General features: G+C 54.8%; 23 protein-coding genes. 6 read left to right on the forward strand and 17 right to left on the reverse strand.

The window, feature by feature from the left end; translation table 11 throughout:
• The first annotated feature begins 14 nt into the window (after positions 1-14).
• The 3 genes from glpQ to glk all read left to right on the forward strand — a co-directional run bounded on the left by glpQ (position 15) and on the right by glk (position 3589).
• Positions 15-998 carry a glycerophosphodiester phosphodiesterase gene (gene glpQ / locus H2508_RS10330; protein ID WP_182172846.1) on the forward strand — a complete coding sequence of 328 codons (984 nt, stop codon included), beginning with the start codon at positions 15-17 and terminating at the stop codon, positions 996-998.
• A 169-nt stretch (positions 999-1167) separates the two neighbouring features.
• Positions 1168-2616, forward strand: a complete 1449-nt coding sequence (gene pyk, locus H2508_RS10335; protein WP_182172849.1) for a pyruvate kinase — start codon at positions 1168-1170, stop codon at positions 2614-2616.
• 28 nt (positions 2617-2644) lie between these two features.
• On the forward strand, positions 2645-3589 hold the full coding sequence (gene glk, locus H2508_RS10340) for a glucokinase (RefSeq protein WP_182172852.1): 945 nt from the start codon (positions 2645-2647) through the stop codon (positions 3587-3589).
• Here the strand turns inward: glk and H2508_RS10345 are convergent.
• Positions 3586-4974, reverse strand: coding sequence for a histidine kinase dimerization/phospho-acceptor domain-containing protein (locus H2508_RS10345; RefSeq protein ID WP_182172855.1), 1389 nt, complete (start codon positions 4972-4974; stop codon positions 3586-3588). The genes glk and H2508_RS10345 overlap by 4 nt on opposite strands.
• A complete protein-coding gene (locus H2508_RS10350; RefSeq protein WP_182172858.1) occupies positions 4971-5627 on the reverse strand; it encodes a response regulator in 657 nt (218 codons plus the stop codon). Before H2508_RS10350 ends, H2508_RS10345 begins: the two co-directional genes overlap by 4 nt.
• 273 nt (positions 5628-5900) lie before the next feature.
• On the opposite strand from H2508_RS10350, the gene H2508_RS10355 reads away from it, so the two are divergent.
• Positions 5901-6107 (forward strand): cold-shock protein, encoded by a 207-nt coding sequence (locus H2508_RS10355; RefSeq protein WP_182172861.1) that lies wholly within the window; start codon positions 5901-5903, stop codon positions 6105-6107.
• 103 nt (positions 6108-6210) lie between these two features.
• Here H2508_RS10355 and H2508_RS10360 read toward each other — a convergent pair whose 3' ends face one another.
• The 9 genes from H2508_RS10360 to lgt all read right to left on the reverse strand — a co-directional run bounded on the left by H2508_RS10360 (position 6211) and on the right by lgt (position 13743).
• Complete coding sequence (locus H2508_RS10360; RefSeq protein WP_235965181.1) at positions 6211-7542, reverse strand: tetratricopeptide repeat protein; 1332 nt, start codon at positions 7540-7542, stop codon at positions 6211-6213.
• Between the two features lie 21 nt (positions 7543-7563).
• Positions 7564-8172: an energy transducer TonB gene (locus H2508_RS10365; RefSeq protein ID WP_182172867.1), complete on the reverse strand. Its 609-nt coding sequence runs from the start codon at positions 8170-8172 to the stop codon at positions 7564-7566.
• A gap of 6 nt (positions 8173-8178) precedes the next feature.
• Positions 8179-8583: an ExbD/TolR family protein gene (locus H2508_RS10370; protein WP_182172871.1), complete on the reverse strand. Its 405-nt coding sequence runs from the start codon at positions 8581-8583 to the stop codon at positions 8179-8181.
• Positions 8584-8596: 13 nt separating this feature from the next.
• The gene (locus H2508_RS10375; protein WP_182172874.1) at positions 8597-9124 is read right to left on the reverse strand and encodes a MotA/TolQ/ExbB proton channel family protein; all 528 of its coding nucleotides are present in this window, start codon (positions 9122-9124) and stop codon (positions 8597-8599) included.
• A gap of 1 nt (position 9125) precedes the next feature.
• Positions 9126-10520 carry a MotA/TolQ/ExbB proton channel family protein gene (locus H2508_RS10380; RefSeq protein ID WP_182172877.1) on the reverse strand — a complete coding sequence of 465 codons (1395 nt, stop codon included), beginning with the start codon at positions 10518-10520 and terminating at the stop codon, positions 9126-9128.
• Positions 10520-11305 carry a DUF3450 domain-containing protein gene (locus H2508_RS10385; protein WP_182172880.1) on the reverse strand — a complete coding sequence of 262 codons (786 nt, stop codon included), beginning with the start codon at positions 11303-11305 and terminating at the stop codon, positions 10520-10522. Before H2508_RS10385 ends, H2508_RS10380 begins: the two co-directional genes overlap by 1 nt.
• Before the next feature lie 244 nt (positions 11306-11549).
• On the reverse strand, positions 11550-12101 hold the full coding sequence (locus H2508_RS10390; protein ID WP_182172883.1) for a dihydrofolate reductase: 552 nt from the start codon (positions 12099-12101) through the stop codon (positions 11550-11552).
• Positions 12098-12931 carry a thymidylate synthase gene (locus H2508_RS10395; protein ID WP_182172886.1) on the reverse strand — a complete coding sequence of 278 codons (834 nt, stop codon included), beginning with the start codon at positions 12929-12931 and terminating at the stop codon, positions 12098-12100. The genes H2508_RS10390 and H2508_RS10395 overlap by 4 nt, the downstream gene beginning before the upstream one ends.
• Positions 12928-13743: a prolipoprotein diacylglyceryl transferase gene (lgt, locus tag H2508_RS10400; RefSeq protein ID WP_182173454.1), complete on the reverse strand. Its 816-nt coding sequence runs from the start codon at positions 13741-13743 to the stop codon at positions 12928-12930. The genes H2508_RS10395 and lgt overlap by 4 nt, the downstream gene beginning before the upstream one ends.
• Positions 13744-13890: 147 nt before the next feature.
• Between lgt and H2508_RS10405 the strand changes: the two genes are divergently transcribed.
• On the forward strand, positions 13891-14655 hold the full coding sequence (locus tag H2508_RS10405) for an NRDE family protein (protein ID WP_182172890.1): 765 nt from the start codon (positions 13891-13893) through the stop codon (positions 14653-14655).
• Between the two features lie 12 nt (positions 14656-14667).
• On the opposite strand, the gene ptsP is transcribed toward H2508_RS10405, so the two are convergent.
• Together ptsP and H2508_RS10415 are read right to left on the reverse strand one after the other, a co-directional pair.
• Positions 14668-16941, reverse strand: coding sequence for a phosphoenolpyruvate--protein phosphotransferase (ptsP, locus tag H2508_RS10410; RefSeq protein ID WP_182172893.1), 2274 nt, complete (start codon positions 16939-16941; stop codon positions 14668-14670).
• Positions 16942-16946: 5 nt separating this feature from the next.
• Positions 16947-17447 (reverse strand): RNA pyrophosphohydrolase, encoded by a 501-nt coding sequence (locus tag H2508_RS10415; protein WP_182172896.1) that lies wholly within the window; start codon positions 17445-17447, stop codon positions 16947-16949.
• A 119-nt stretch (positions 17448-17566) separates the two neighbouring features.
• Between H2508_RS10415 and H2508_RS10420 the strand changes: the two genes are divergently transcribed.
• Complete coding sequence (locus tag H2508_RS10420) at positions 17567-18220, forward strand: histidinol-phosphatase (RefSeq protein ID WP_182172899.1); 654 nt, start codon at positions 17567-17569, stop codon at positions 18218-18220.
• A 919-nt stretch (positions 18221-19139) separates the two neighbouring features.
• Here the strand turns inward: H2508_RS10420 and H2508_RS10425 are convergent.
• The 4 genes from H2508_RS10425 to ubiH form a co-directional block, all read right to left on the reverse strand.
• Positions 19140-20324 (reverse strand): class I SAM-dependent rRNA methyltransferase, encoded by a 1185-nt coding sequence (locus H2508_RS10425; protein ID WP_182172902.1) that lies wholly within the window; start codon positions 20322-20324, stop codon positions 19140-19142.
• A 35-nt stretch (positions 20325-20359) separates the two neighbouring features.
• Complete coding sequence (gene gcvH, locus H2508_RS10430) at positions 20360-20752, reverse strand: glycine cleavage system protein GcvH (RefSeq protein WP_182172905.1); 393 nt, start codon at positions 20750-20752, stop codon at positions 20360-20362.
• A 117-nt stretch (positions 20753-20869) separates the two neighbouring features.
• A complete protein-coding gene (locus H2508_RS10435; RefSeq protein WP_235965183.1) occupies positions 20870-22090 on the reverse strand; it encodes a UbiH/UbiF/VisC/COQ6 family ubiquinone biosynthesis hydroxylase in 1221 nt (406 codons plus the stop codon).
• Positions 22080-23321: a 2-octaprenyl-6-methoxyphenyl hydroxylase gene (gene ubiH, locus H2508_RS10440; protein WP_182172911.1), complete on the reverse strand. Its 1242-nt coding sequence runs from the start codon at positions 23319-23321 to the stop codon at positions 22080-22082. Before ubiH ends, H2508_RS10435 begins: the two co-directional genes overlap by 11 nt.
• Positions 23322-23325: the final 4 nt, after the last annotated feature.

A 23325-nucleotide genomic window follows, 5' to 3' on the forward strand; every position in this document is an offset into this window, starting at 1 on the left:
TACGCCCCAACAAGATGAGCCGTAGAAAACACTCATCATTGGTTATCGCCCACCGCGGTGCCAGTGGCTATCTGCCAGAGCACACGCTGGCTGCCAAAGCCCTGGCCCATGGTATGGGAGCGGACTTTATCGAGCAGGATGTCGTACTTAGCCGCGATGGGATCCCGGTGGTGCTACACGACATCCATCTCGACAGCACCACAGATGTGGCGCGCCACTTTCCCGAGCGCGCACGCCGTGATGGCCGCTACTACGCGATAGATTTTACTCTGCAGGAAATACGCAGCTTGCGGGTCCACGAGCGCACTCAGCTGGATGCCGAGGGTCGAGAGCTCGCTGTTTTCCCCGGGCGCTTCCCTTTGGGTGAGGGCAGCATGGGCGTTCCTACGCTGGCTGAAGAGATCGAACTGATCGCCGGTCTCGATCGCAGCAGAGCTCGCCGCACAGGCCTGTATGTGGAACTCAAAGCGCCACGATTTCATCGGCAGGCCGGGCATGATATCGCTGCAATAGTACTTTCAGTGCTCGCAGAGCAGGGCTACGCTGAGCGTCCTGAGCAAGTTTTTCTACAGTGCTTCGACGATCAAAGCCTGCGTTACTTACAGCGCGACTTAAAGTGTGAGTTGCCGCTGATCCAGTTAATCGCCGATAGCTCTTGGGGCGAAGACAGCGCTGTGGATTACGACTGGCTGCGCAGTCCAGCTGGTCTGCGCGAGATCGCCAGCTATGCTGCCGGCATCGGCCCCTGGCTGATGCAGATTTATCTGGGTAAGGATGCCAATGGCCAGCCAATACTGAGTAACTTAGTTGAGCAGGCCCATGCCGAACAGCTCCTGGTCCACCCCTATACTTTTCGCAGTGACCAGTTGCCGCCGGGCATCGAGGACTACAATGAACTGCTGGCGCTATTTATTGATACCCTCGGGGTAGACGGTATATTTACTGACTTCCCCGATAGCGCTAGACACTATATTGACCAGCAAAGCACGGGAGCTTAAAAGCCGCTCCTGCCTTCACAAATACATGGTCAAGCATTCGCAGCACTGGCAGTCTGATCCGCAAAAGGGCATTATCTTTGCAGTAAAAAACACTTATTAGCCACCGACAACAAGGCAGCTGCTCGTTGTGGCACCCGCTCTTTCCACATGCTATTAAAAGGACCTACGAGTGACTCTCAAGGTAAATCGTCGCACTAAGATTGTGGCGACCATCGGCCCCGGCAGCGAGTCGGAGCCTATGCTGGCGAAATTGATCTCTGCCGGCGTCAATGTTTTTCGTCTCAACTTCAGCCACGGCTCAGCCGAACATCACGCCGAGGTTGCGCGACGCATTCGCAAGCAAGCCGCAGCCGCTGATCGCTACGTCGGCATTTTGGCTGACCTGCAAGGCCCCAAAATACGTATCAGCAGCTTTCGCGAAGAGTATGTCGAACTCCAGCAAGGCGACCGCTTCAGTCTTGACCTATCCCTTGGTGAAGGTGAAGGGAATGCTCGGGCTGTCGGCCTCGATTACCCCGAACTCTGTGACAGCGTCAGCAGCGGCGACACTCTGCTGCTGGACGATGGCCGCCTGCGCCTAACGGTCGATGAGGTTCGCGAGGGCGTGGTGGAATGCACCGTGGTAGTGGGCGGCAAGCTCAGCTCTCGCAAGGGCATCAACCGCTTGGGCGGTGGCCTGGCCGCACCGGCCTTAACCAGCAAAGATATTGCCGATATCGATAGCCTGTCCCAAGTACAGCCGGACTTTGTCGCAGTGTCTTTTGTATCCAGTGCTGCAGATATCTTTCAGACCCGCGACTTATTGTTACAGCACCAACTCTCACCCGCCATTATTGCCAAAATTGAGCGCGCCGAAGTGGTCGCCGATCAAGATACCTTAGACAGCATCATTGAGGCGAGCTTTGGCATCATGGTGGCCCGGGGTGACCTAGGTGTAGAAGTGGGCGACGCCCAATTGATCGGCATACAAAAAGACTTGATTTCACGGGCTCGCAAACGGGATCGCGTGGTAATCACCGCCACCCAGATGATGGAGTCGATGATCAACAGTCCGATGCCGACACGGGCAGAGGTCTTTGATGTAGCCAACGCGGTACTCGACGGCACGGATGCAGTGATGCTGTCGGCCGAAACCGCGGTGGGCAAATTCCCCGAGGAAGTGGTCAAGGCCATGTCAGAAGCGGCGCTTGGCGCGGAGCGTCACCCCGTAGCCCGCACTTCCCGCTACCGTCTTGATAAGCAATTTTCCTCTGCTCAAGAAGCCATCGCTATGTCGGCAATTTATGCCGCAAACCACTACTCAAATGTGCGCGGTATCGCCTGTCTCACTGAGTCGGGCACCACGCCCTTATTGATGTCTCGACTGAGTTCTGGCCTGCCGATTTTTGCCCTCAGCAATCAAAGCGCTACGCTGCAAAAACTCTGCCTTTGTCGCGGCGTAATTCCGCTTTATTTTGATGCCGACGCCTACGATCAAGACGACATCGAAGTCTGTGCGATTGAATTTTTACAGGCTGAAGGTTTCTTACAGTCCGGTGACTCCATCTTGCTAACCCACGGCGTGGTCATGGGCAGTCCTGGCGCCACTAACATTCTTAAAATTCTTCCGGTTGTCTGAGCGCGCTCACAGCCTCCGGCGGCGCCTGGTGGCGGATGTCGGAGGCACTAACACCCGTCTGGCGCTATTCGAGCCTTCGGATCAGTCCCTGCGTCACGTCGCGCGCTATCACAACCGTGATTTCAGCCACTTTGAAGACTTAATCTCTAAGTGGCTAAGCCAGCTCGATGAGACGCCGCCAGATAGCGCCTGTTTTGCTATTGCAGCGCCACCCGGTGGCGACCGTATCAGCATGACCAATATGGACTGGTCCTTCTCATGCCGCGAGCTGACTCAAAGCTTTGGCTTTCAGCATGTCCGCTGGATTAACGACTTTCAAAGCAACGCCTACGCCCTTCCGCATCTTAGCCACAGTGAACGCTTGGTATTGCAGCCAGGACAGGGCCCAGCCCAGGGGGAGAGCTTACAGCTTGCCGTTATCGGCCCCGGCACTGGCTTAGGCGGCGCTATATTGAGGAGCCAAGGCGGCGAGCATCTAGCCTGTGCTGGCGAGCCGGGTCACATGGCCCTGTCTCCCGCCAATGAAGAAGAACTCGAGCTATTCAAGCTGCTCTTAACCAAGCACGACAATATATATGCTGAGCTACTGCTTTCGGGACCCGGCTTAGAGCGCCTCTATCACACGCTAGCCCAGCTTAGAGGGCAGACCATTGAGGCAGATTCAGCCATAGAGATTTCCCAGCGAGCTATGGCCGCATCGGATCCGCTGTGTCAGGCAAGCCTGAACACCTTCTGCGCTTTACTGGGCTCTATCTGTGGCGACTTTGTTTTGGCCACGGGCAGTTATGACGGGCTCTACTTAGCGGGAGGCATTGTGCCAAAAATACTGCCATTCCTGCAGCAAAGCCCCTTCCGTGCTCGCTTTGCAGCCAAGGGCGCTATGCAAGCTCAATTACTCGATACCGCAATCTACGCTATTACCGCAGAATACCCGGGTTTAATCGGCGCGGCACATGCACCAATGCTCCCCTAAGCCGCGGCAAACGCCACTGTCGCGATAAAGCCCCGACCATTCTGCAGTGGAGCAAGATAGAAGCTAGCAGCGTGACGATCTGCGATCCGCGTTACAATTGACAGCCCCAAACCCGCTCCCAAACCACGACTGCCGGGCACCCGATAAAAGCGCTGAGTGAGCTTGTTAAACTCTTCCGCAGCTAAGGGCTCACAGTCATTGGCTACCGTCAGAATCACCTCTTGGGCCCGTTTACTGAGGCAAATATCCACCTTTGATCCATCTGCCGCATAGCGAAAGGCATTGACCAGCAAGTTACGCAGCAAGATCGACAGCGCCTCCTCACTACCTAAGATCTGCACTGGCTGGATCTTGTCTACCTGCACATCCAGCCCACGATCCGCTGCTAAATGCGCGGTTTCGGCCACCACATCAAGCAACAGCTTGTGCATCGCCAGAGGGGCCAAATCTAATTGAGAGTCTGGGTCTACTCTGGCTAGGGTTAACAATTGCTCGACGCTGTGCTGAGCTCGGTCGACCCGGGAAGCAATACGCTCCAACATGGCGCGGGCATCGGGCTCAGTTAGTAAGCGCTGGCAAAGCTGCACCTCTGCCTTGATTGCTGCTAAAGGCGTGTTTAACTCGTGTGCGGCATTGGCCGTGAAGCGCTGCTCCGACTCCAAAGCCAAGGCAAGGCGCTGCAGCAAATCATTGAGGGCTGCTACTACCGGCTCGAGCTCTGAGGGCACTGCATCGCTTACAATCGGGTCAAGCAGCTGCGGATTGCGCTGGCCAATTTGTTTAGCTAAAGACTTTAAGGGCTGTAAACCACGCTCCACCCCGAAGTAAAGTACAACCAAGGTCAGCGGTAGTATCACGAGTAAGGGAAACAGCACCCTGGCCAGACTCTCTAGCAGAGACCAGCGAGCCTGATACAAATCAATACCCACTACAGTCCACAAGCCGCTAGCCTTATCGTAGCGGGTGAGAAGGCGCCAATGAGAGTGTTCTAGGCTATCTTGACGAAAGGAAAAACCCGGCTCTAAGGGTCGATCAAAACGAGGGGAGTCTTTAAGAACGGCCAGCAGTTTATCATCCAGCCATATATTGAGTGCTGGAGACACCACGCTGCCATAGGTGTTATCGACCACCATCGGACGATCTATATCCTGCAAGATATCTGCTTTTAGCCAAGGTTCGCCTACCTGTAAGCCTTGATCGAGCTGGCGTTCAAAAACCTGTGTAATGTAATTGACTAAATCCGCGTACTGCCCCAATTGGCGATCAACCTGAGCTAAGAGTACCCGACTGGTATAAAAGCCGGTGACTACAGCCGAACCCAGCCAAGAGAACAGGATCAGCGCCAGTAATATCCACAACAGACGCCGCTTTAGCGACCTGCTCACCGCAACATCCTGTAGCCCACGCCGCGCATGGTCTCAATGCAATCACTGCCAAAATATTTACGCAGCCGGGACACATAAACCTCGATCGTATTGGAGCCCACTTCTTCTCCCCAGCTGTAGATACCTTCTTCGAGGCGCGCCCGTGAAACAAAGCGGCCCGCATTGCGCATGAGAATCTCAAGAATGGCAAACTCACGGGCGGTCAAGCTCAGTGCTTCGCCGCCAAAACTGACTGTGCGAAGCACTGGATCTAAGACGATGCCCGCCGCCTCGAGCTCCTTACTTTTGTGACTCCCTTCTCGCCTTAACAGAGAGCGCAAACGGGCAAATAGCTCATCCATTTCAAATGGCTTGGTCAGATAGTCATCCGCGCCGGCATCTAAGCCATCGACCTTATCACCTAGAGTGCGCCGCGCAGTCAGTATCATAACTGGCAAGCTGTGCTTATCGGCACGAAGTTGCCGCAGCACTTGCATGCCAGGCACACCGGGCAAGCCCAGATCCAAGAGCAATAGATCATAGGGGGTGGCGCCTAGCGCAGCCCGCACCGCTTCACCCGAGTCAAGCCAATCCACCGCATAGCCTTCCAAGCGCAAGGCGGCCTCTAAGGACTCACCCAGCTGCTGATCATCTTCTACCAGTAAAATTCGCACTATTGCTCCCGTTAAAGCTTAGTTTCGCTGTAAAAGCCTAAGCATTGAGATGAATCCGACCTTAAGTGCTGCAAAAAGACGTATTATTCCCAAAATAAATACTAGCCACCCCATCCTTATTGGCAAAAGCGGTGATAGACTCAAAGAGCTGAGTATTCAGCGTGTTTATGCGTGCAGTAGAAGCTACCAATGGTTCTTCACTGCGCAGCACATAAATAATGATTAATTTAACTGGCACCCCATGGGTACGCCAAAGCTATACAGGTAACATTTATGTCTACAGAAACCGGTACCGTAAAGTGGTTTAACGAAACAAAAGGATTTGGCTTCATCGAACGCGAAAACGGGCCAGATGTGTTTGTTCACTTCAGTGCAATCAAAGGCGAAGGCTTCAAAACCCTTGCCGATGGCCAGAAAGTTGAATTTAAAGTCACCGATGGACAAAAAGGCCCCCAGGCCGAAGACGTCGTACCGGTTTAATCCGGCTCCACTGTGGCCGCGACCACTGGCGTGAGCGACAGACATAAAAAAAGGAGCACCTAGTGCTCCTTTTTTGTTTTACGAGAGTATTAAGCGCTCTCTATTAGCCTTCCTCCAGCTTGCGCTGACGATCTAGCTCTGAATCCATGTACTTGATCCACTGCTGAGCAAATTGCTCAGAGCGCTTGTCGCGACCCGCAGCCTGGAAAGCCTGGCGGGCTTTAGCGTATTGCTTATCATTAAAATAAGCCATGCCAAGTACTAGGCGAGCCGTATCGGCGCGCTTAACACCACCGCGCTGCAAGCCTTTGTTGATCGCATCAATGGCTTTCTTGTACTGCTCACCATCGAGGTAAATGTTGCCCAAACGGGCGTATAGTTCACCTTCACTGGATTTTGCCGCGGCGCGCTCCATTGCTGGAATCGCTTTTTCAATTTCCTGGGCTTGGCGATAGGCGTTGCCGAGGATCTCTTGGTTCTTAGAAGTATCCTCAATGGCTTTAGCCTTTAAGCCTTTATCCATCACTTTGGCTGCCTTGTAAGGCACCTCAGCGTTGAGATAGAGGTAGGCCATTGTCACCTGCTCGGTGCCCTTGTCCAACATATCTTGAACGTAGGCAGTTTCCATTGCAGCTAATTGCTGGCCTTCTTTCTTCTGCTCGCCATACATATGGGAGAGCTGTACCCAGTACTGCTTCTTCGGGTAGTGCTGCAACAACTCTTCCAGTACCGCTACGGCGCGATTCACATCATTTTTGTCGAAGTAGAGGAAGCGCGCCAAGTTCAGCCACTGCTCCTTGGGCACCTTGCCTTTTTCGCGATACATTGAAATCGCTTTTTCGACACTGTTAAGCGCTTTGTCATAGTCTTTGAGCTGATAGTAACCCTGTGCGAGCAATACATAAGCATTCTCACTGGGTGAATCAGTCATTCTGAACCAAGCATTCAGCGCATCAATACCTTTCTGCCAACGCTCCTGCACAAAGTACAGCTGCGCAATGGTGTAGCGGGTATTAATTTCCATCGCCAAGGGAATGTCTGGCTGCTTAACGACATTTTCATAGGCCTGCAGGGCCTTGTCGTAGTTTTCATTGCTGTAGTGAATGAAGGCATACAAGTTGTAAACGTTAGCCAACTCATAGCTGTTCAATTCATTATCGCGACGACCCGCTAGCATGCCATCGAGAATGCGGGCAGAGGCCGTCAGGTTCTTTTCTTCTGCAGCAGCCTGAGCTTCCGCCAGCTTTTCGTAGACCTTATTCCGCAATGCGGGTGTTTTACGGGTCTCACGTGTATCTGCTTGTCTTTCTTGGGCCACCGCGGCAGACAGCGGTGTAAAACCCATCTCAGCCTGAAGCTGGGAAACGGCAACCTGAGCTGCGACTACTGGCACCGCCAGCAAGACGGAGCGGAGCCAGGTTTGGGGCTTAGTCATTGTCATAACACATCAACCGTTCTACTGTTCCAACTCGTAGGTGAATTTGTTCTGTACACCCGCTACTTCGGTAGGCTCACCATCGATCACTCGAGGCTTGTACTTGAACTTCTCTGCGGCTTTAACCGAGGCACGCTCAAACACACCAGAAGGCTGACAATCCACCGGTTGAGGATCGCGGATCGCACCAGACGTGGTCACTGTGTATTCCACAATGCAGTATCCAGTAATGCCGCGAGTCTGTGCTCGACGTGGGTAGATCGGCGCAACCTTAACGATCGGTAGGTATTCACCATCACCGGTCGACATACCGGTCGCGTTAATCTCCAGTGACACTTGCTGCTGCGGTGCGGTATTAACCACCTCAGTGTTCATGTCCATCTCGATGTCCGGAGTATCGAGATCCGGCGGCGGCTCTTCTGGGTCGTCTACTTTATCCGGCTTAGGCTCTTTTACTTGGCTCTCAATCTCGCGTTCCGGCATATGGATGTCAGCCAGTTTGCGCTGTTTCGTATCATCAATTTTCGGATCCGCACTTGCGATCAGATATTGCATGATAAAGAACAGACCGCCCGCCACCGGAATGGCGAGTAGTGCACCGAGTAACAGTCTGACTATATTGCGACTCATAATAGACTACTTATCATCGGTTGCCAGAGACACATCATAGACACCCGCCTCACGCGCGGCATCCAGAACTTGGGTGACGGTCTTGGTATTGGATTCGTTATCAGCCTGTATCACCACGGCACCTTTGGGGTTCTCAGCGTGCAAACGCTCGATGTTCGCGCGCACTGCGCGGACGTCGATGCGACGCTGATCCATCCAGATTTCATTGGTCGCAGTGATGGCCACCAGGATGTTGACGTTATCTTTCGGGTTAGAGGTTGAAGCCTCAGGCCGGTTGACCTCAACACCCGCTTCTTTAATAAAGGAGGCCGTTACGATGAAGAAGATCAGCATGATGAATACGACGTCCAGCATGGGCGTCAAGTCGATCTGGGCTTCATCTTCCGCAGCTGCTTGATTATTCCTGCGCATTACATTCGCTCTCTTAGTGATCGGTGGTCAGGTTGTCTTCTAGGTAAGCGCTTTCACGCTGTGCAACCCGAGTGACGTAAGTGTTGGCAAATACTCCCGACAGGGCGGCAACCATGCCCGCCATGGTGGGGATCGTAGCTCGCGATACACCGCCAGCCATCGATTTGGCATCACCACCACCGGTGACCGCCATAATGTTAAACACTTCGATCATCCCGGTCACTGTACCCAACAAACCTAGCAAGGGGCACAGCGCCACCATGGTTTTAATGATCGGCAGATACTGGTTGATCTGCATCCGCGACTGCGAAATCAGTTTTTCGCGAATCTGGTGGGCGGCCCAGGACTTACGTTCTGAGCGACCCTCCCAAGTTGAAATGGCTTTGGCCGCGTCAGACCTCCAGCCAGTCTTGAAGTACCAGACTCGTTCGAAAATCAGCGCCCACATAAAAAACAGCAGGATGGCGATCAGCCAGAGTACGTTCCCGCCCATGTCCATAAAGCGGGAAACAGCCTCGTAAGCACTATCGAACCAGTACATATTATTTCCCCTGGTTACCCTCGGTGTGCTCAGCGATGATGCCAGTGCTCTGCTCGTTCAGCATGTGGATGATGCGCTGTGCGCGACCATTCACGATGGTGTGCAGAAGAACTGTCGGAATCGCTACTAGCAGACCCAGAACCGTTGTTACCAGAGCACCGGAGATACCACCCGCCATCGCTTTGGGGTCACCTGCACCAAAGATAGTGATAGCCTGGAAGGTAATGATCATACCGGTCACCGTACCCAGCAGACCCATCAGCGGTGCTACCGCAGAGATGATCTTCAGCAGGGTGAGGCCACTTTCCAGCTTCGGTGTCTCTTTCATCACCTGCTCGGAGAGTTTCAGCTCCAGAGTCTCGGTGTTCATGTTCGGGTTGTCTTCGTGAACTTTCAGCACACGACCCAGTGGGTTATTGGTGTTGGCTTTGCTGCTCTTCAGCTGCGAGTTCACTTTCGCACTCACGCCCATCAGCACGATCAAGCGCCAGATAGCCAGCAGGAAGGCAAACACACCGACTGCGGTAATGGCATAACCGATGTAACCACCTTGATGCCAGCGCTCTTCCAGGTTGGGGCTGTTAATCAATGCCGCCAAGAAGGAGCCGCCTGTTGGACCGGTGGGGTCAACACCAAACTTCTGAAAGCCTTCGCCGCCAGTAGATGCTACTAGGCTCTTCGCCCAGCCCTGGTATGGACCAGAGGGCTGACGTGCCAACTCTTCCAAAGTGCCTTTACTGGCAACGTACTGCAGGTATTTACCGTCTTCAGATACCACGTTAAAGGTACCGACACGAGTCACTTTCTGCTCAACCTTGTCGCCGTTAGGCTTAGCTACTTCAGCGGTGAAGGTCACGATCTTGCCGGACTCAATCATTTCGCGCTGCAGCTCATACCAAACGCGCTCGATCTCTTCGACGCTAGGCAATTTGTCGCTGCCGCTCATCTTGCTGATCAGCTCGCTCAAAAAGCCCTCGCGATTGGGGTACTGCGCACTAACCAGAGAAGACTCCAAGTTAGTAGCCAAGTCACCAGAAGTTGAAGTCAGGTGACCAAAGAGTTCAGCCAGTGTACCCAGACGCTCTTTGAGTACTTTCTGCTTATCCATCACGGCCAGTTCGTTTTCTTCGAACTTAGCTTCCAGCTCAGAAGACAGCTGCTCTTGGCGTGCGCGCTCGGCTTCCGCCTTCTTCACCAAGCTGGCTTGCTCGGATTTGGCTTGCGCGAAACGCTGTTCACGGGCGCGGTTTTCTTTGGCCTCAGTGACCTGTCCCTGCTTAACGAAACGCAGCAACTCGTCTAGTGACTTAGCCTCCTGAGCGACGGCTGAGCCGCCAGAAAAGGCCAACGCGCCACAGAGGGCAAACGCTGCGGCTTGTACAAACTTAATGCTCATTATTTAGCCTCCGGCGATGCTACGGGCAGGTTCATCAGATCAATTGAGGCCTCTTTGCGCGCGATACGCAGGCCTTTCATAATTGCGTTGCGGTACTCACCGCGATCCAAAGACACCCATGAACGGCTGTTTTGGTCCCAGGCACCAGAAACTTCACTATCAGTTGTTTGATACAACAGGGCCACACGGCCTACGCGGAAGAAGTTGACATCGCGCTCTACGCCATCGATTTCAACGCTGCCTTTATAGGCATCCAGCTTGCGGCCGTATTCGTTTTCGATTTTGTAAGCTTCTAGTACTTGGCGGAACTTCTCGGCCACGCTCAGATCCGAACGATCCACGTTGGCACGAAGGAAAGCAATACGCTTGCTGCGCTCTTCCATGTGGAACGGCACATCAAGCTCAACAAACTTTTCCAGACCATCGATCATCCGGATAACCAGCGGTGTCATCTGACGCTGGATAACCGTGACTTGCTCGATCGACTCGTCGATGTCTTCGATGCGAGCCAACTGGTTGTTGATCTGCTTCTGCAGGCGCTCGTTGTATACCTTGAGTCCGTCAATCTGCTTGTTGACTGTTTTATAGTCGTTAAGCAGATCGCGTGTCTCGTCGGCCAGACGATCTATCTTGACCTGGGATTGACGCGCGGCCTTGTTTTTGGCTTCGCCCACCTCGAGGATGGAGTCCAGTGTACTGGCTTGCACGGTGGCCGCAGTGCCGATCAAGGCGCCTGAGGAAACCAGCGCAGCGATCAATACATTCTTCAATCGATGCTTAGTCATGGGAATTGTGCTTCCTATTTCCAACAGAGTGATTCTGAGCTGAATAAAAGTAACCCGTTACTTCTTTATAATGGAAAAGCGAGGGTCGGTAAACTGAGGGGTGGAATTTACACCCAACGACTAGGGCTTTTCAATGAAAGCGTCAAACCTCTTTGTGACATTAGAGCTGTTGTGTACATAGGTTACACATGTTCAGCAGCTCAGGCACACAAAGTAACACTTTAACTAAAGAACTCCAGCCCTATCAAATACTGTCTGCATTGTAACGCCTGTACTGAACAAAACTATAATCATAGGGGTTATCGCCCGATGCCGGATGACGTACGCGCTCGATTTCCTGCCATTGCTGCCAATCAATGGCGGGAATATAAGCATCGCCGTCAACTGCCGCATGGACTTCTGTCACATAAAGCCGATCGGCCTCTGGCAGCACCGCAGCGTAAATCTGCGCGCCACCAATCACCATCACTTCGGACACTCCATCGCCGCCTGCAAGGTCACGGGCGCGCGATAAGGCCGCCTCTAGACAGTCCACCACTATCAGCCCCTCTGCGTGAAACTGCGGATCGCGGGAGATCACAATATTGGCCCTACCTGGCAGCGGACGCCCGATGGACTGATAAGTCTTGCGCCCCATTACCACCGGCTTACCCAGCGTGACCGCCTTGAAATACCGCAGATCCTCAGGCAGGTGCCAAGGGAGTGCATTATCGCGACCAATGACTCCGTTTTCTGCCGCAGCAAAAATTACCGATACCAGCGGCTTGTCCGGTGAAACATTTGCCCCCTGAATCATACGGCTACCGGTGCCGCGATATGTGGATGAGGCTGATAACCGTGAATAGCAAAATCCTCAAAACGGTAGTCATAGATGCTATCGGGATGGCGCAGCAGTTCCAGCTTGGGCAGAGCGCGGGGGGCACGCTGCAGCTGAGTGCGCACCTGCTCTAGGTGATTGCTATAAATATGTGAGTCGCCAGTGGTGATAATAATCTCACCCGGCTCCAGGTCACATTGCTGGGCCAGCATAGTGGTCAGCAAGGCCAAGCTGGCAGTGTTGTAAGGCAAACCTAAAAAAGAATCACTGGAGCGAATTAATAACTGCGCTGACAAGCGGCCGGCAGCCACGTAAAACTGATATAACAAATGACAAGGTGGTAGCGCCATGCGCCCAGCGCGCACGTTATCCTGTGGGCTCATAGACTCGTCTGGCAAATACTCCACGTTCCAGCCGTGAAACAGAATTCGGCGACTGTCGGGGTTGGTGCGCAAGCAGTTCACCACATAATCTATCTGGTTAATGCTGCCGCCATCACGAGTTGGCCAAGCGGTCCACTGGGCACCGTAAATCGGGCCGAGGTCACCACTTTCGGTGGCCCACTCATCCCAAATCGACACCCCATTTTCTTTCAGCCAAGCGGTATTGGTATCGCCGCTTAAAAACCAAATGAGTTCGTTGGCGATACTTTTAAAGTGCAATTTTTTAGTGGTCAGTAGGGGAAAGCCATCGGCCAGATCATGGCGAAACTGCCGAGCAAATACCGAGTAAGTACCGGTGCCTGTGCGGTCTTCCTTGCGCTGACCGTGGTCGAGTATGTCCTGCAGTAAATCTAGATACTGTCTCATGATTTAGCGTCCTTAGAAGATGGGCTATAAGTGGCCTGGCGATAGGCGTACCACAGCAGGTAGAGGCCCAGGGCAATCATCGGCACACACAAGAGCTGCCCTCGGGTGAGCCAACCAAATGCCTGAAAGCCCAGATGCGCATCTGGCTCGCGAAAGAACTCAGCCACGAAACGCAGACAACCATAGCCTAGTGAAAACATTCCCGACACCGCCCACATCGGGCGCGGCTTCGAGGAAAACCAGTAAAGCAGCCCAAACAGTAGTATACCCTCTAGGGCAAACTGGTAGAGCTGCGAGGGGTGGCGGGCCAAAGCTAAAGGATCCTTAGGGAACACCATCGCCCAAGGGACATCAGTCGCGCGGCCCCACAGCTCTTGACCAATAAAGTTGCCCAAACGGCCAAGCCCCAAGCCCACGGGCACCAGTGGCGCGACAAAATCCATCAAAGCCCCAAAAGGTATCTGCTGGCGCCGGGCGTAAATAAACATCGCCAGCAAGACACCGAGCAGGCCGCCGTGAAAAGACATCCCTCCCTGCCACACGCGCAGTATCCAACTGGGGTCTTCAGCCAGCTGTTGGCCGCCGTAAAATATGGCATAACCGAAGCGGCCACCGAACACCACACCGAGGGCGCCGTAAAAAATCAGGTCATCCACTTGTTCGCGGCGCACCGGCGAGTCAGCTCGAGCACTGCGGCGTATGGCCAGCCACCAGGCAAAAGCCAGCCCAGTTAGATAGGCCAAGCCGTACCAGTGCACGCTGGCGGGCCCAATGGAAAAAGCAACAGGATCTATCTCTGGATAGGGCAGCATAAGTCTCGCCGTCAGGGTGGATTGGTCAATGCGGGGCAGAGCAGCCACTGTGACTGCCTGCAAATATAGCGCTCCATTATCAAACAGCGGCGCAGGATTCACAATTGCCTCAAGCCCTGTCACGATGCCGTCCTAAAGGAGCCCTCCATGTGCCTGATGATTTTCGCTTACCGTGTCCACCCCGATTATCCACTGCTACTGGCAGCTAACCGCGATGAATTTTACGCGCGCCCCACGGCTCCAGCGAGCTATTGGAAAGAGCATCCGGCGCTGCTGGCAGGCCGTGACTTAGAGGCGGGCGGCACTTGGATGGGCCTCACCCAAAGCGGGCGCTTTGCCGCCGTAACCAACTTCCGCGATCCCGCCCGCAGCTTGAGCGCGCCGCGCTCTCGAGGCGAGCTGCCCTTAAAGTGGCTCACCAGCGAGCGCCAAGCCAGTGAGCTGCTCGCTGAACTAGAAAGCCAAGACAGCGACTATGCCGGCTTTAACCTATTACTCGGTGATCGCGACGCACTCTGGTATTACAGCAACGCCGATAAAGCCCCAGCAATCAAGCTCGAACCCGGCATCTACGGTCTGTCCAACGCAAAACTAAACAGTCCTTGGCCCAAAGTGATCAAGGGTAAAGCGCGAATAGCTGAGCTCTTATCGGGGCCCATTGACCACCAGAGTTTACTCGATACAGTACACGACAAGGGCAGTGCAGATCCTGCAGAACTTGAACTTTTAGGACTGCAGGAAACAATGGATGCAGCCCTATCAGCCCAGTTCATTAGCACCGAAGTCTATGGCACTGTATCCAGTACCACCCTGATATGGCAGGCCGATGGGCAGCTCAGCTGGCGTGAGCGCACTTACGACAGCCAAGGCAATAAGCAGGGCGTGGTCCAGCAGGATTTGCAGCTAGCGTGAACTAGCGCAGCCCTAAGCTAGAGGTACATGCACAAACTGCTCCTGGCCGCGGGAGCCCAGCAGTCGCTCGACTTGCAGCACAATCTGATTGGCATCTTCCATCTGCATCACTTCATCAAGTACTACGCAGGCGTCGCTATAGCTGATGCTGCGCAGCGCCTGTTTGACTTTAGGTAAGCTGGTGGCGTTCATTGATAGCACGTTGTAACCCATAGCTAGCAGCAACACCGCACCGCGCGGGTCCCCTGCCAGCTCGCCACAGATACCAACACTTTTGCCCTCCAAACGCCCCGCCGCAACCACCGCGGAAAGCGCCTGCAACACGGCGGGATGAAACGAGTGATACAAATCGGCTACGCGAGAATTATTACGATCCACCGCCAGCAGGTACTGGGTTAGATCGTTGCTGCCAACCGACAAGAAATCCACCCGCTGTGCCATCGCTCGAGCCTGATACACCGCCGAAGGCACTTCAACCATGACTCCGATAGGGGGCAGTTCACCCTCCAGACCTTCCTCAACAAGCTCAGCGTGACAACGGTAGATAAGAGCAAGGGCCTCATCTAACTCCGGTACGCTGCTAATCATCGGCAGCATAATACGCAAGTTGCCCAGCCCAGCATTGGCTTTGAGCATCGCCCGCAGCTGTGCGCCAAAGATTTCTGGGTGATCCAATGTCACCCGAATGCCGCGCCAACCAAGGAAGGGGTTATCCTCTTCAATGGGAAAATAAGGCAGGGCTTTATCACCGCCAATATCCAAAGTGCGCATCGTTACAGGGCGGGGCGCAAAAGCCAGCAACTGTTCGCGGTAAATCTGGCGCTGCTCCTCTTCGCTGGGAAAGCGATCGCGTAGTAAAAAAGGCACCTCTGTGCGATACAGGCCAACACCTTCTGCGCCCTGCTCCAGTGAACGGGAGACATCGATCATCAAACCGGTGTTCACCCACAGCGGCAAACGGTAGCCATCCAGCGTTTCGCAGGGCTTATCACGCAGCAGCTCTAAATCCTTACTCTGCGCTAGATCTTGATCGAGCATAGCCTGAAAGCGGCGCCGCAACTCGGGCTGAGGATTGAGGTGCACCGAACCATGATAGCCATCAACTATCAGCTCACGATCCTGCAAGCGGGTATAGGGCAAGTCCACTGCCCCCATCACTGTGGGTATACCCATGGCCCGAGCCAAGATAGCCACGTGGGAGTTACCTGAGCCGCGCACTGAAATCAGGCCGGCCAATTTTTCTCTGGGAATTTCCCCTAGCGATGAGGCGCTGAGCTCTTCTCCGACTAGGATGGCTTTATCAGGATAGCTCTGCTCACGGCTGGCGGCATCCGCCTGTAAGTAGGCCAGTACTCGGGTACCGAGGTCTTTCACATCCACCGCACGCTCGCGCAGGTAGCTGTGCTCCATCCGCTCGAAATGCCGAATATGCTTAATCATCACCTGGCTTAAAGCACCCTGAGCCCACTGGCCATCCTTGATCAGCGCGGCGACTTCTTTGCCTATAGTGGAATCATCCAAAATGCCGAGATAGACATCGAATAAGGCGTGGTCCTCAGTGTTCATCTCACCGCGCAGGTTGTCAGAAACTGCGCGAATATCATTTTGAACAGCAGCCAATGCCTCACGGAAGGCCTCTAGCTCTGCGCGGCGATCCGTCACTTGTTTGCGCGGCACGGCAAATAAATCAGCCCCAGGCGACACCACCACAGCGGTACCAATGGCCACCCCTGGCGCACCGGGAATACCGATGATCTTAGCGGGAGCGGCCTCTTCACCCCCCTGTGACTCACCATCAACTGCCCCCGTGGCTTGAGCATGGGCAATCACCCCCGCCAACTGGGCCGACATAGTAATCAGGAAGGCTTCATCACTCTCGTCATAGCGCCGCCGGTCCGTTTGCTGGACCACCAACACGCCGAGCACCTCGCGCTGATGAATAATCGGCACACCAAGAAAGGCGTGGTAATTCTCTTCACCGACGTCTTTCAGGTAACGATAGTTGGGATGCGATTCAGCGTGTTCAAGATTGATAGGTTCTTCGCGGGCTGCCACCAGCCCCACTAGGCCTTCACCCGGCTCAAGGCGAGCGAGGCCCACTTGCTCAGAATTGAGCCCCTCTGTGGCGCGAAACACAAAGCGGTCGCTGTCAGCTTCGCGCATATATACGCTGCAGGCCTCGGTGCCAACAGCATCCCGCACCCGCCGGACGATAATTTGCAGCGCTTGATCAAGGCCCTCGGCGCTATGCACCTCCTGGACGATCTGCCGCAATATGTCCAGCATCTGAGTCAAGGGCCTGATGACTGCGTGATACGACGCCCTAGAACCTGAGCCATTTCTTTCATGGCACGCCGATAGACTTCACGCTTAAACGGCACCACCTGATTCAGTGGGTACCAGTAACTGACCCACTGCCAGCGATCAAATTCGGGTTTGTCATTGAGATCAAAGCGCACTGCGGTATCGTCGGCCAACATCCGCAGCAAGTACCATTTCTGCTTCTGGCCGATACACAGTGGCTTCTGACCGCGACGCACAAAGCGCTTGGGCAGACGATAGCGCAGCCAGCCACGCGTCGAGCCCAGTAGCTCTACGGCATCGGGCTCTAGGCCAACCTCTTCCCGCAGCTCCCGATAAAGGGCCTGCTCAGGGGTCTCCCCAGGGTTGATGCCACCCTGTGGGAATTGCCAAGCATCTCTACCGCCGACACGACGGGCCCACAACAGCCGACCTTCGCTGTTAGCGAGCATGATGCCTACATTTGGCCGAAAGCCGTCAGAATCAATCACTCGAGAGCCACTACCCAACCTTATTAGAGCTGGCTATTGTTCCACACTTTGCCTCAGCTGAAAAATTTACTAGCGAGCCCAGTCCAGCTATGCTGGCCCGCTTGATTTGGAGGCTCTCTGTGACACTGGCAATTTTTGATTTGGATAACACCCTCATCGGCGGCGATAGCGACCACCTCTGGGGCTGTTTTTTATGTGAACGCGGCCTAGTCGACAGCGATGAATTTGGCCGTCAAAACGAGCAGTTTTACCTCGATTATCAACGCGGACAGCTGGATATCGAAGCCTATCTGCGCTTTGCTCTAGCCCCCTTAGCAAATCAACCACCGGAGCGCCTGGCCCAGTGGCACCGCGATTTCATGGCTGAAGTGATCGAGCCGATTTTTCTACCCGCTGCCGAAGCACTGATTCGCCACCACCGCGAGCAGGGCCACCGCCTACTGATTATCACAGCCACCAATGAATTCATCACCCGCCCTATCGCCAAGGCACTGGGTATCGACGAGCTGCTAGCCTGTGAAGCAGAGCAAGTAGATGGCTATTACACCGGTGAACCCGCTGGCATCCCATCTTTTGGCGAAGGCAAGGTCACTCGTCTGCAGGCTTGGCTTGAGCAGGAAAATGAATCACTAACAGATTCTTGGTTTTACTCTGACTCACACAATGATCTACCACTACTTGAGCAAGTAGATAACCCTGTAGCCGTGGATCCAGATGACACTTTGCGAGCACACGCCGAAGCTGCTGGCTGGCCGGTTATTTCGCTCCGCTAGTCTATTTGGGCCACAATCCAGCCAAGAAACCCCATAGCAAGCCGGTTCAGTGGCGGCGTGTCGCGGAGTGATCCTGCCACTTGCTGGCGCCACAATCTCTGCAAGAAACCCAATGCAAACGGATTAAACTCATTCGGTGGCGGTGCGGCCAACGGAATAGGCTTACGGACACGCCGTAAACCCATCCATGGGGGCTCGGTTCGCGCATCCATGCGCTCAACGGTCCTTCAGCCTAAGCCGTCGTCCACACCTTCTCATTTAAGTCCGCCGCCTTATTGGGCAAGGAAAAACAAAGTTTAAAGATCACTCGGAGTGTGAATTGAAGACAGCGGGTGGCTGGGCCACGCAGCGACCGTGCGAGACAAGGATGTCGAGCCCGAGCCTATATGGATGTACTTGCGGCGGGTCACGGAGTGATCCTGCCTCCCGTTGGCGCCCCAACCTCTGCAAGAAGCCCAATGGACATAGATTAAGCTCATTCGGTGGCGGCGCGGCCAACGGAATAGGCTTACGGACACGCCGTGAACCCATCCATGGGGGCTCGGTTCGCGCATCCATGCGCTCAACGGTCCTTCAGCCTAAACCGTCGTCCACACCTTAATGTCCAAATACGGCGGCTTAATTGGGCAAAGGAATGTAAAAACAAAGCCTCAAGATCACTCGGAGTGTGAATTGAAGACGGCGGGTGGCAGGGCCGCGCAGCGACCGTGCGAGACAGGACGTCGAGCCCGAGCCTACAAGGACATACTTGCGACGGGGCGCGGAGTGATCCTGCCACTCGCTGGCGCCCCAAAGTATCCAAAGACTCCCTATAGAAACAGGTCAAGCTGATTCAGTGGCGGCAGTCGCGTAGTGGCCCTGCCGCTTGCAGTCGCCACCTAAAAGCCCGTAGCACAGCCACTGCGAACAGTAGCAACGGTCAAAGCGCCCTAAAAAATAAAGCCTTAAGGTATTCTGTTTCAGGGATTGCTGGATGGATCGGATGATCCGGGCCCTGCGCGCCCTGCTCGATTAGACGCAGGTCTTTTCCAACTCGCACCGCAGCAGATTGCACCGCCGCGATTAAATCAGTCCGCGTTAGATGCATTGAACATGAGGCCGACACTAGTACACCACCTGGGGCCAATAGCTTCAGCCCGAGTTCATTAATACGGCGGTAAGCCTTAATGCCTTTCTTGATATCTTTGCGCCGCTGAATAAAGGCTGGGGGATCGAGAATGACTAGCTCGAAGTGCTGGCCTTGCGCGGCCAGCGCCTCCATCGATTCTGCGGCACTACCCTGCAAAGTACTGACTTGCGACAAATTATTCAGGCGAGCATTGGCCTTTACGCCATCGAGTGCCAGCGCCGAGCTGTCTAGGCAGCATACCGAGCTGGCACCAAAAGCTGCAGCCTGTACGCCCCAGCCACCGATGTAGCTATAAACATCTAGCACGCTGCGGCCAGCCACATAGGGCGCAAGCCGAGCTCGGGCCATGCGGTGATCGTAAAACCAGCCAGTTTTTTGGCCACTTAGTACCGGCGCCTGAAAGACCACACCGTTTTCTTGTAGCTCAACTTGCTCTGGCACCTCGCCAAAAACCACCTCAACCCGGCTTTCCAAGCCCTGCTCACGGCGCTTGCGGCTGTCCGCGCGCAATAAAATACCCGCTGGCTGCAGTAAATCCACCAAGGCTGAAATGATCTGAGATTCGTAGCGCTCAATACCGGCATTGTTGAGTTGCACTACTAGATAGTCGCCAAAACGATCGACCACTAGGCCGGGCAGGTTGTCGCTGCCACCGTAAACTAGGCGATAGAAAGGTAGCTCAAATGCCAGCTCGCGTCCGGCCAGTGCCGTGCTAAGCGCCCCCGGCAGTAACTCCTCCAAGCTAGCCTCGCGACCCGCTGCAAACACACGGGCGCAAATGAGATTGTGTGGCTCCATGTAGGCACTGCCCAGCAGCTGCCCATTACTACCGCGCACTAAAACCCAATCGCCGACTGCAAAGTCAGTCAGGGCACTGCGCGCAGAGTCCACCTCATTGGAATAGACCCACAGATGACCAGCACACAAACGGCGCTCGGCGCCGCGGCGCAGGTAGAGTTCTCGGGGTTTTGGCATAGGATTTCCGAGCACCAACGGTACCCGGAATAGGCTTAGCTGTCGTCAGCGCATTGCTGCTCATAATCGCTGGCATTGAGCAAATTGTCGAGCTCACTGACATCATCGGGCTGTATTTTATAGAACCAGCCATCATTGTATGGGTCGCTATTGACGGTCTCTGGCTCGTCTTCCAGTAGTGTATTCACTGCGATCACTTCGCCGGCAATTGGCGCGTAGATATCTGAAGCGGCCTTCACCGACTCCACTACACCTGCTTCATCGCCTGCAGCCAAGTTGTCGCCTTCCTCTGGCAGCTCCACAAAGACTACATCACCCAGTGCTTCCTGAGCGTGATCGGTAATACCAACGGTCACTGTGCCGTCTTCTTCGAGCCGCGCCCACTCGTGGCTGGCAGCGTACTTTAATTCTACAGGGGTCTGACTCATGGTGGCTCCTTGAGTATTGCCATTGGTCAATAGCTTGGGTCGGCACGATGGCCGCCGTGTATCGCGGCGCTTATTCTACCTGCCACCCCGCCAAAACCAAAGCGCCCTGAAGCGCTACTAGCTGCCCAACCCCATAGCTCGGCGCATGATTTCTCGCTTCAGTGGGCCACTGGACGCCACGCCCTTCATGCCCACATTGCGCAACCAGCGCAGCGGCAGTGCGTCCTGCTCAAATAAGAACTTAAAACCGTCCATAGCGCCCATCATCAGCAGATTTTCCCCTTTGCGCTGGCGCTGATAGCGCCTGAGCACCTCTATGCTACCTGGGCTCAAGCCCCGGCGCCGAGCCTCGATAATCTCAGCTGCCATAACTGCCACATCCTGAAAGCCCATATTAATCCCCTGTCCGGCAAGGGGATGAATGGTGTGGGCGGCATCACCCACCAAGGCGACGCCGGGGCGGACATAGTCCACTGCGTGTCGCTGGCGCAGTGGGAAGGCAAAACGCGCCGAACAGCCCAGCACTGGGCCTAAGCGCTGTTCAAAAGCTCGGCCCAGCTCAGCGCAGAAGGCTTCGTCATCCAAAGCTAATACATCTTCGACTAGATCATCCTGGAGCGACCACACAACAGAGCAAAAATGCTGACCTGGCGGACTAGATAGGGGCAGAAAGGCCAGTGGACCGGTGGGCAGAAAACGCTGCCAGGCGGTATTCTCATGGTCTTGACTGGTGGCTACTGTCGCCACAATGGCGTGATGGCCGTAATCCCACTCTCGGGTTTTAAAGTCCAGCATACTCCGCACACTCGACAGTGCTCCATCGGCAGCTACCAATAGACGCGCCTGTACCTCGGGATGCCCTTCCAGCGTCAGGCTGACACCTTCGGAGTGGGTAGTAATAGACTGCAAGCTGTGCGGCGCGAGTATTTTAATATCTGGGGCCGGTAAAACCTGCTGCAGTAGGCCGTGAACAACCACTCGGTTCTCCACGATATAACCTAAGGCTTCGCAGTCCACTTCCGCCGCATCAAAGGCAATGGCCCCTGTACCTTCGGCATCCCAAACATGCATCCGCGGGTAAGCACAGGCCCGGTAGTCGCTGATCGCAGACCAGGCACCAAGCTGTTGGAGCAGAGCAATCGACTGCATATTCAAAGCACTGACGCGAGAATCGAAGCTGCCTAAATCGGCCAGTTCCGGCAGGCTTGGCAAGGTCACCGGCCGCGCCTCAATCAAGGCAATAGACAAGCCCTGCCCCCGCAGCGCAGCCGCGAGTGCCGAGCCGGCCATGCCGGCGCCCACGATAGCTAGGTCATAAGCCCCTGTATTAGCGCTCAAGGCGGCTACCTCCCAAAGCCGCCAAACCGGCGGCGTAACGGACAAATTCTCGCTTAAGCGGTGATAGCACATCGAGTCCAGATAGCGCTAAATCACGCAGTAAACCGAACACCGGATCACTGCGCATAAACAACTCTGGCAGCGCATCACTAGCGCCAATGGTCAACCACTGATCCTGCTGTTGTCGCTGCTGATAAGCCTGTAGCACGCTCAAAGCGCCAAGGGGCGCTTTATCCGGCGCAGAGGCCAGCGCCTCAGCCAGTTGCGCTACGTCACGCAAGGCCAGGTTAAAACCCTGCCCGGCCACTGGGTGCAGTGTGTGAGCAGCATTACCCATGACCACCACTCCCTGGCGCAGTTGCTCACAGGACTGCAGCAATACCAAGGGGTAACAGTGCCGCTTGCCTACCTGTCGCATGCGACCTAGGCGATAGCCAAAGGTAGTTTGCAAAGCACTGAGAAACTCCTCTTCATCACAAGCTGCTAAGTGCTCGGCGCGCTCTGGTGGCAAGCTCCAGATCAGTGTGCTGCGATGCTCCCCCTGCCGTGCCGATAGCAAGGGCAAAAGCGCCAAGGGGCCATCGGCAGTAAAGCGCTCAAAGGCACAATTTTGATGCGACTCAGCAAAAGCGACATTGCACACCACAGCGCTCTGACCGTAAGACTTGCTATCTACCGCCACACCCAAAGATTCACGCAGACTCGAATCAGCACCGTCAGCCACAACTAGCAACTGCGCTGTGAAGCACTCATGCTCAGCACCTTCAAGCTGTAGCTCCACACCCTGGGCCAGAGGCTTTAAGTCAGTCACCCTAGCTGGGCTGATGAGTTCCACACGGCCCTGTCGATGCAAGGCCTGTAATAAGGCATTGCCCAGCCAGGCGTTCTCCACCACATGGCCCAAAGAAGGCCAGCCGTAATCACTCGCCTGCATCACAGTGCTACCAAAGCGGCCGCGACTGGAGACATGAATTCTTTCAATTGGACAGAGCCAGTGTTCGAGCTCGTCCCAAACCCCCATGGCCTGATAAATTTTTTGCGAGGAATAGCTCAGTGCGGTCGAGCGCGCATCAAATGATGGGTGGTACTGTGCTGCTGAACCTGGGCCCGGCAAGGCAAAGCCCTCCACCAGAGTAATCTGCAGGCCCGCAGGCAAGCGCTCAGCTAACTGCAAAGCCAGACTAACGCCGACCATACCGCCGCCGGCAATAACGATATCGCGCTGTTCCATCAAC

Origin of the sequence: Sediminihaliea albiluteola (assembly GCF_014077625.1) — a bacterium.
In the GTDB taxonomy this organism is placed as follows: domain Bacteria; phylum Pseudomonadota; class Gammaproteobacteria; order Pseudomonadales; family Halieaceae; genus Sediminihaliea; species Sediminihaliea albiluteola.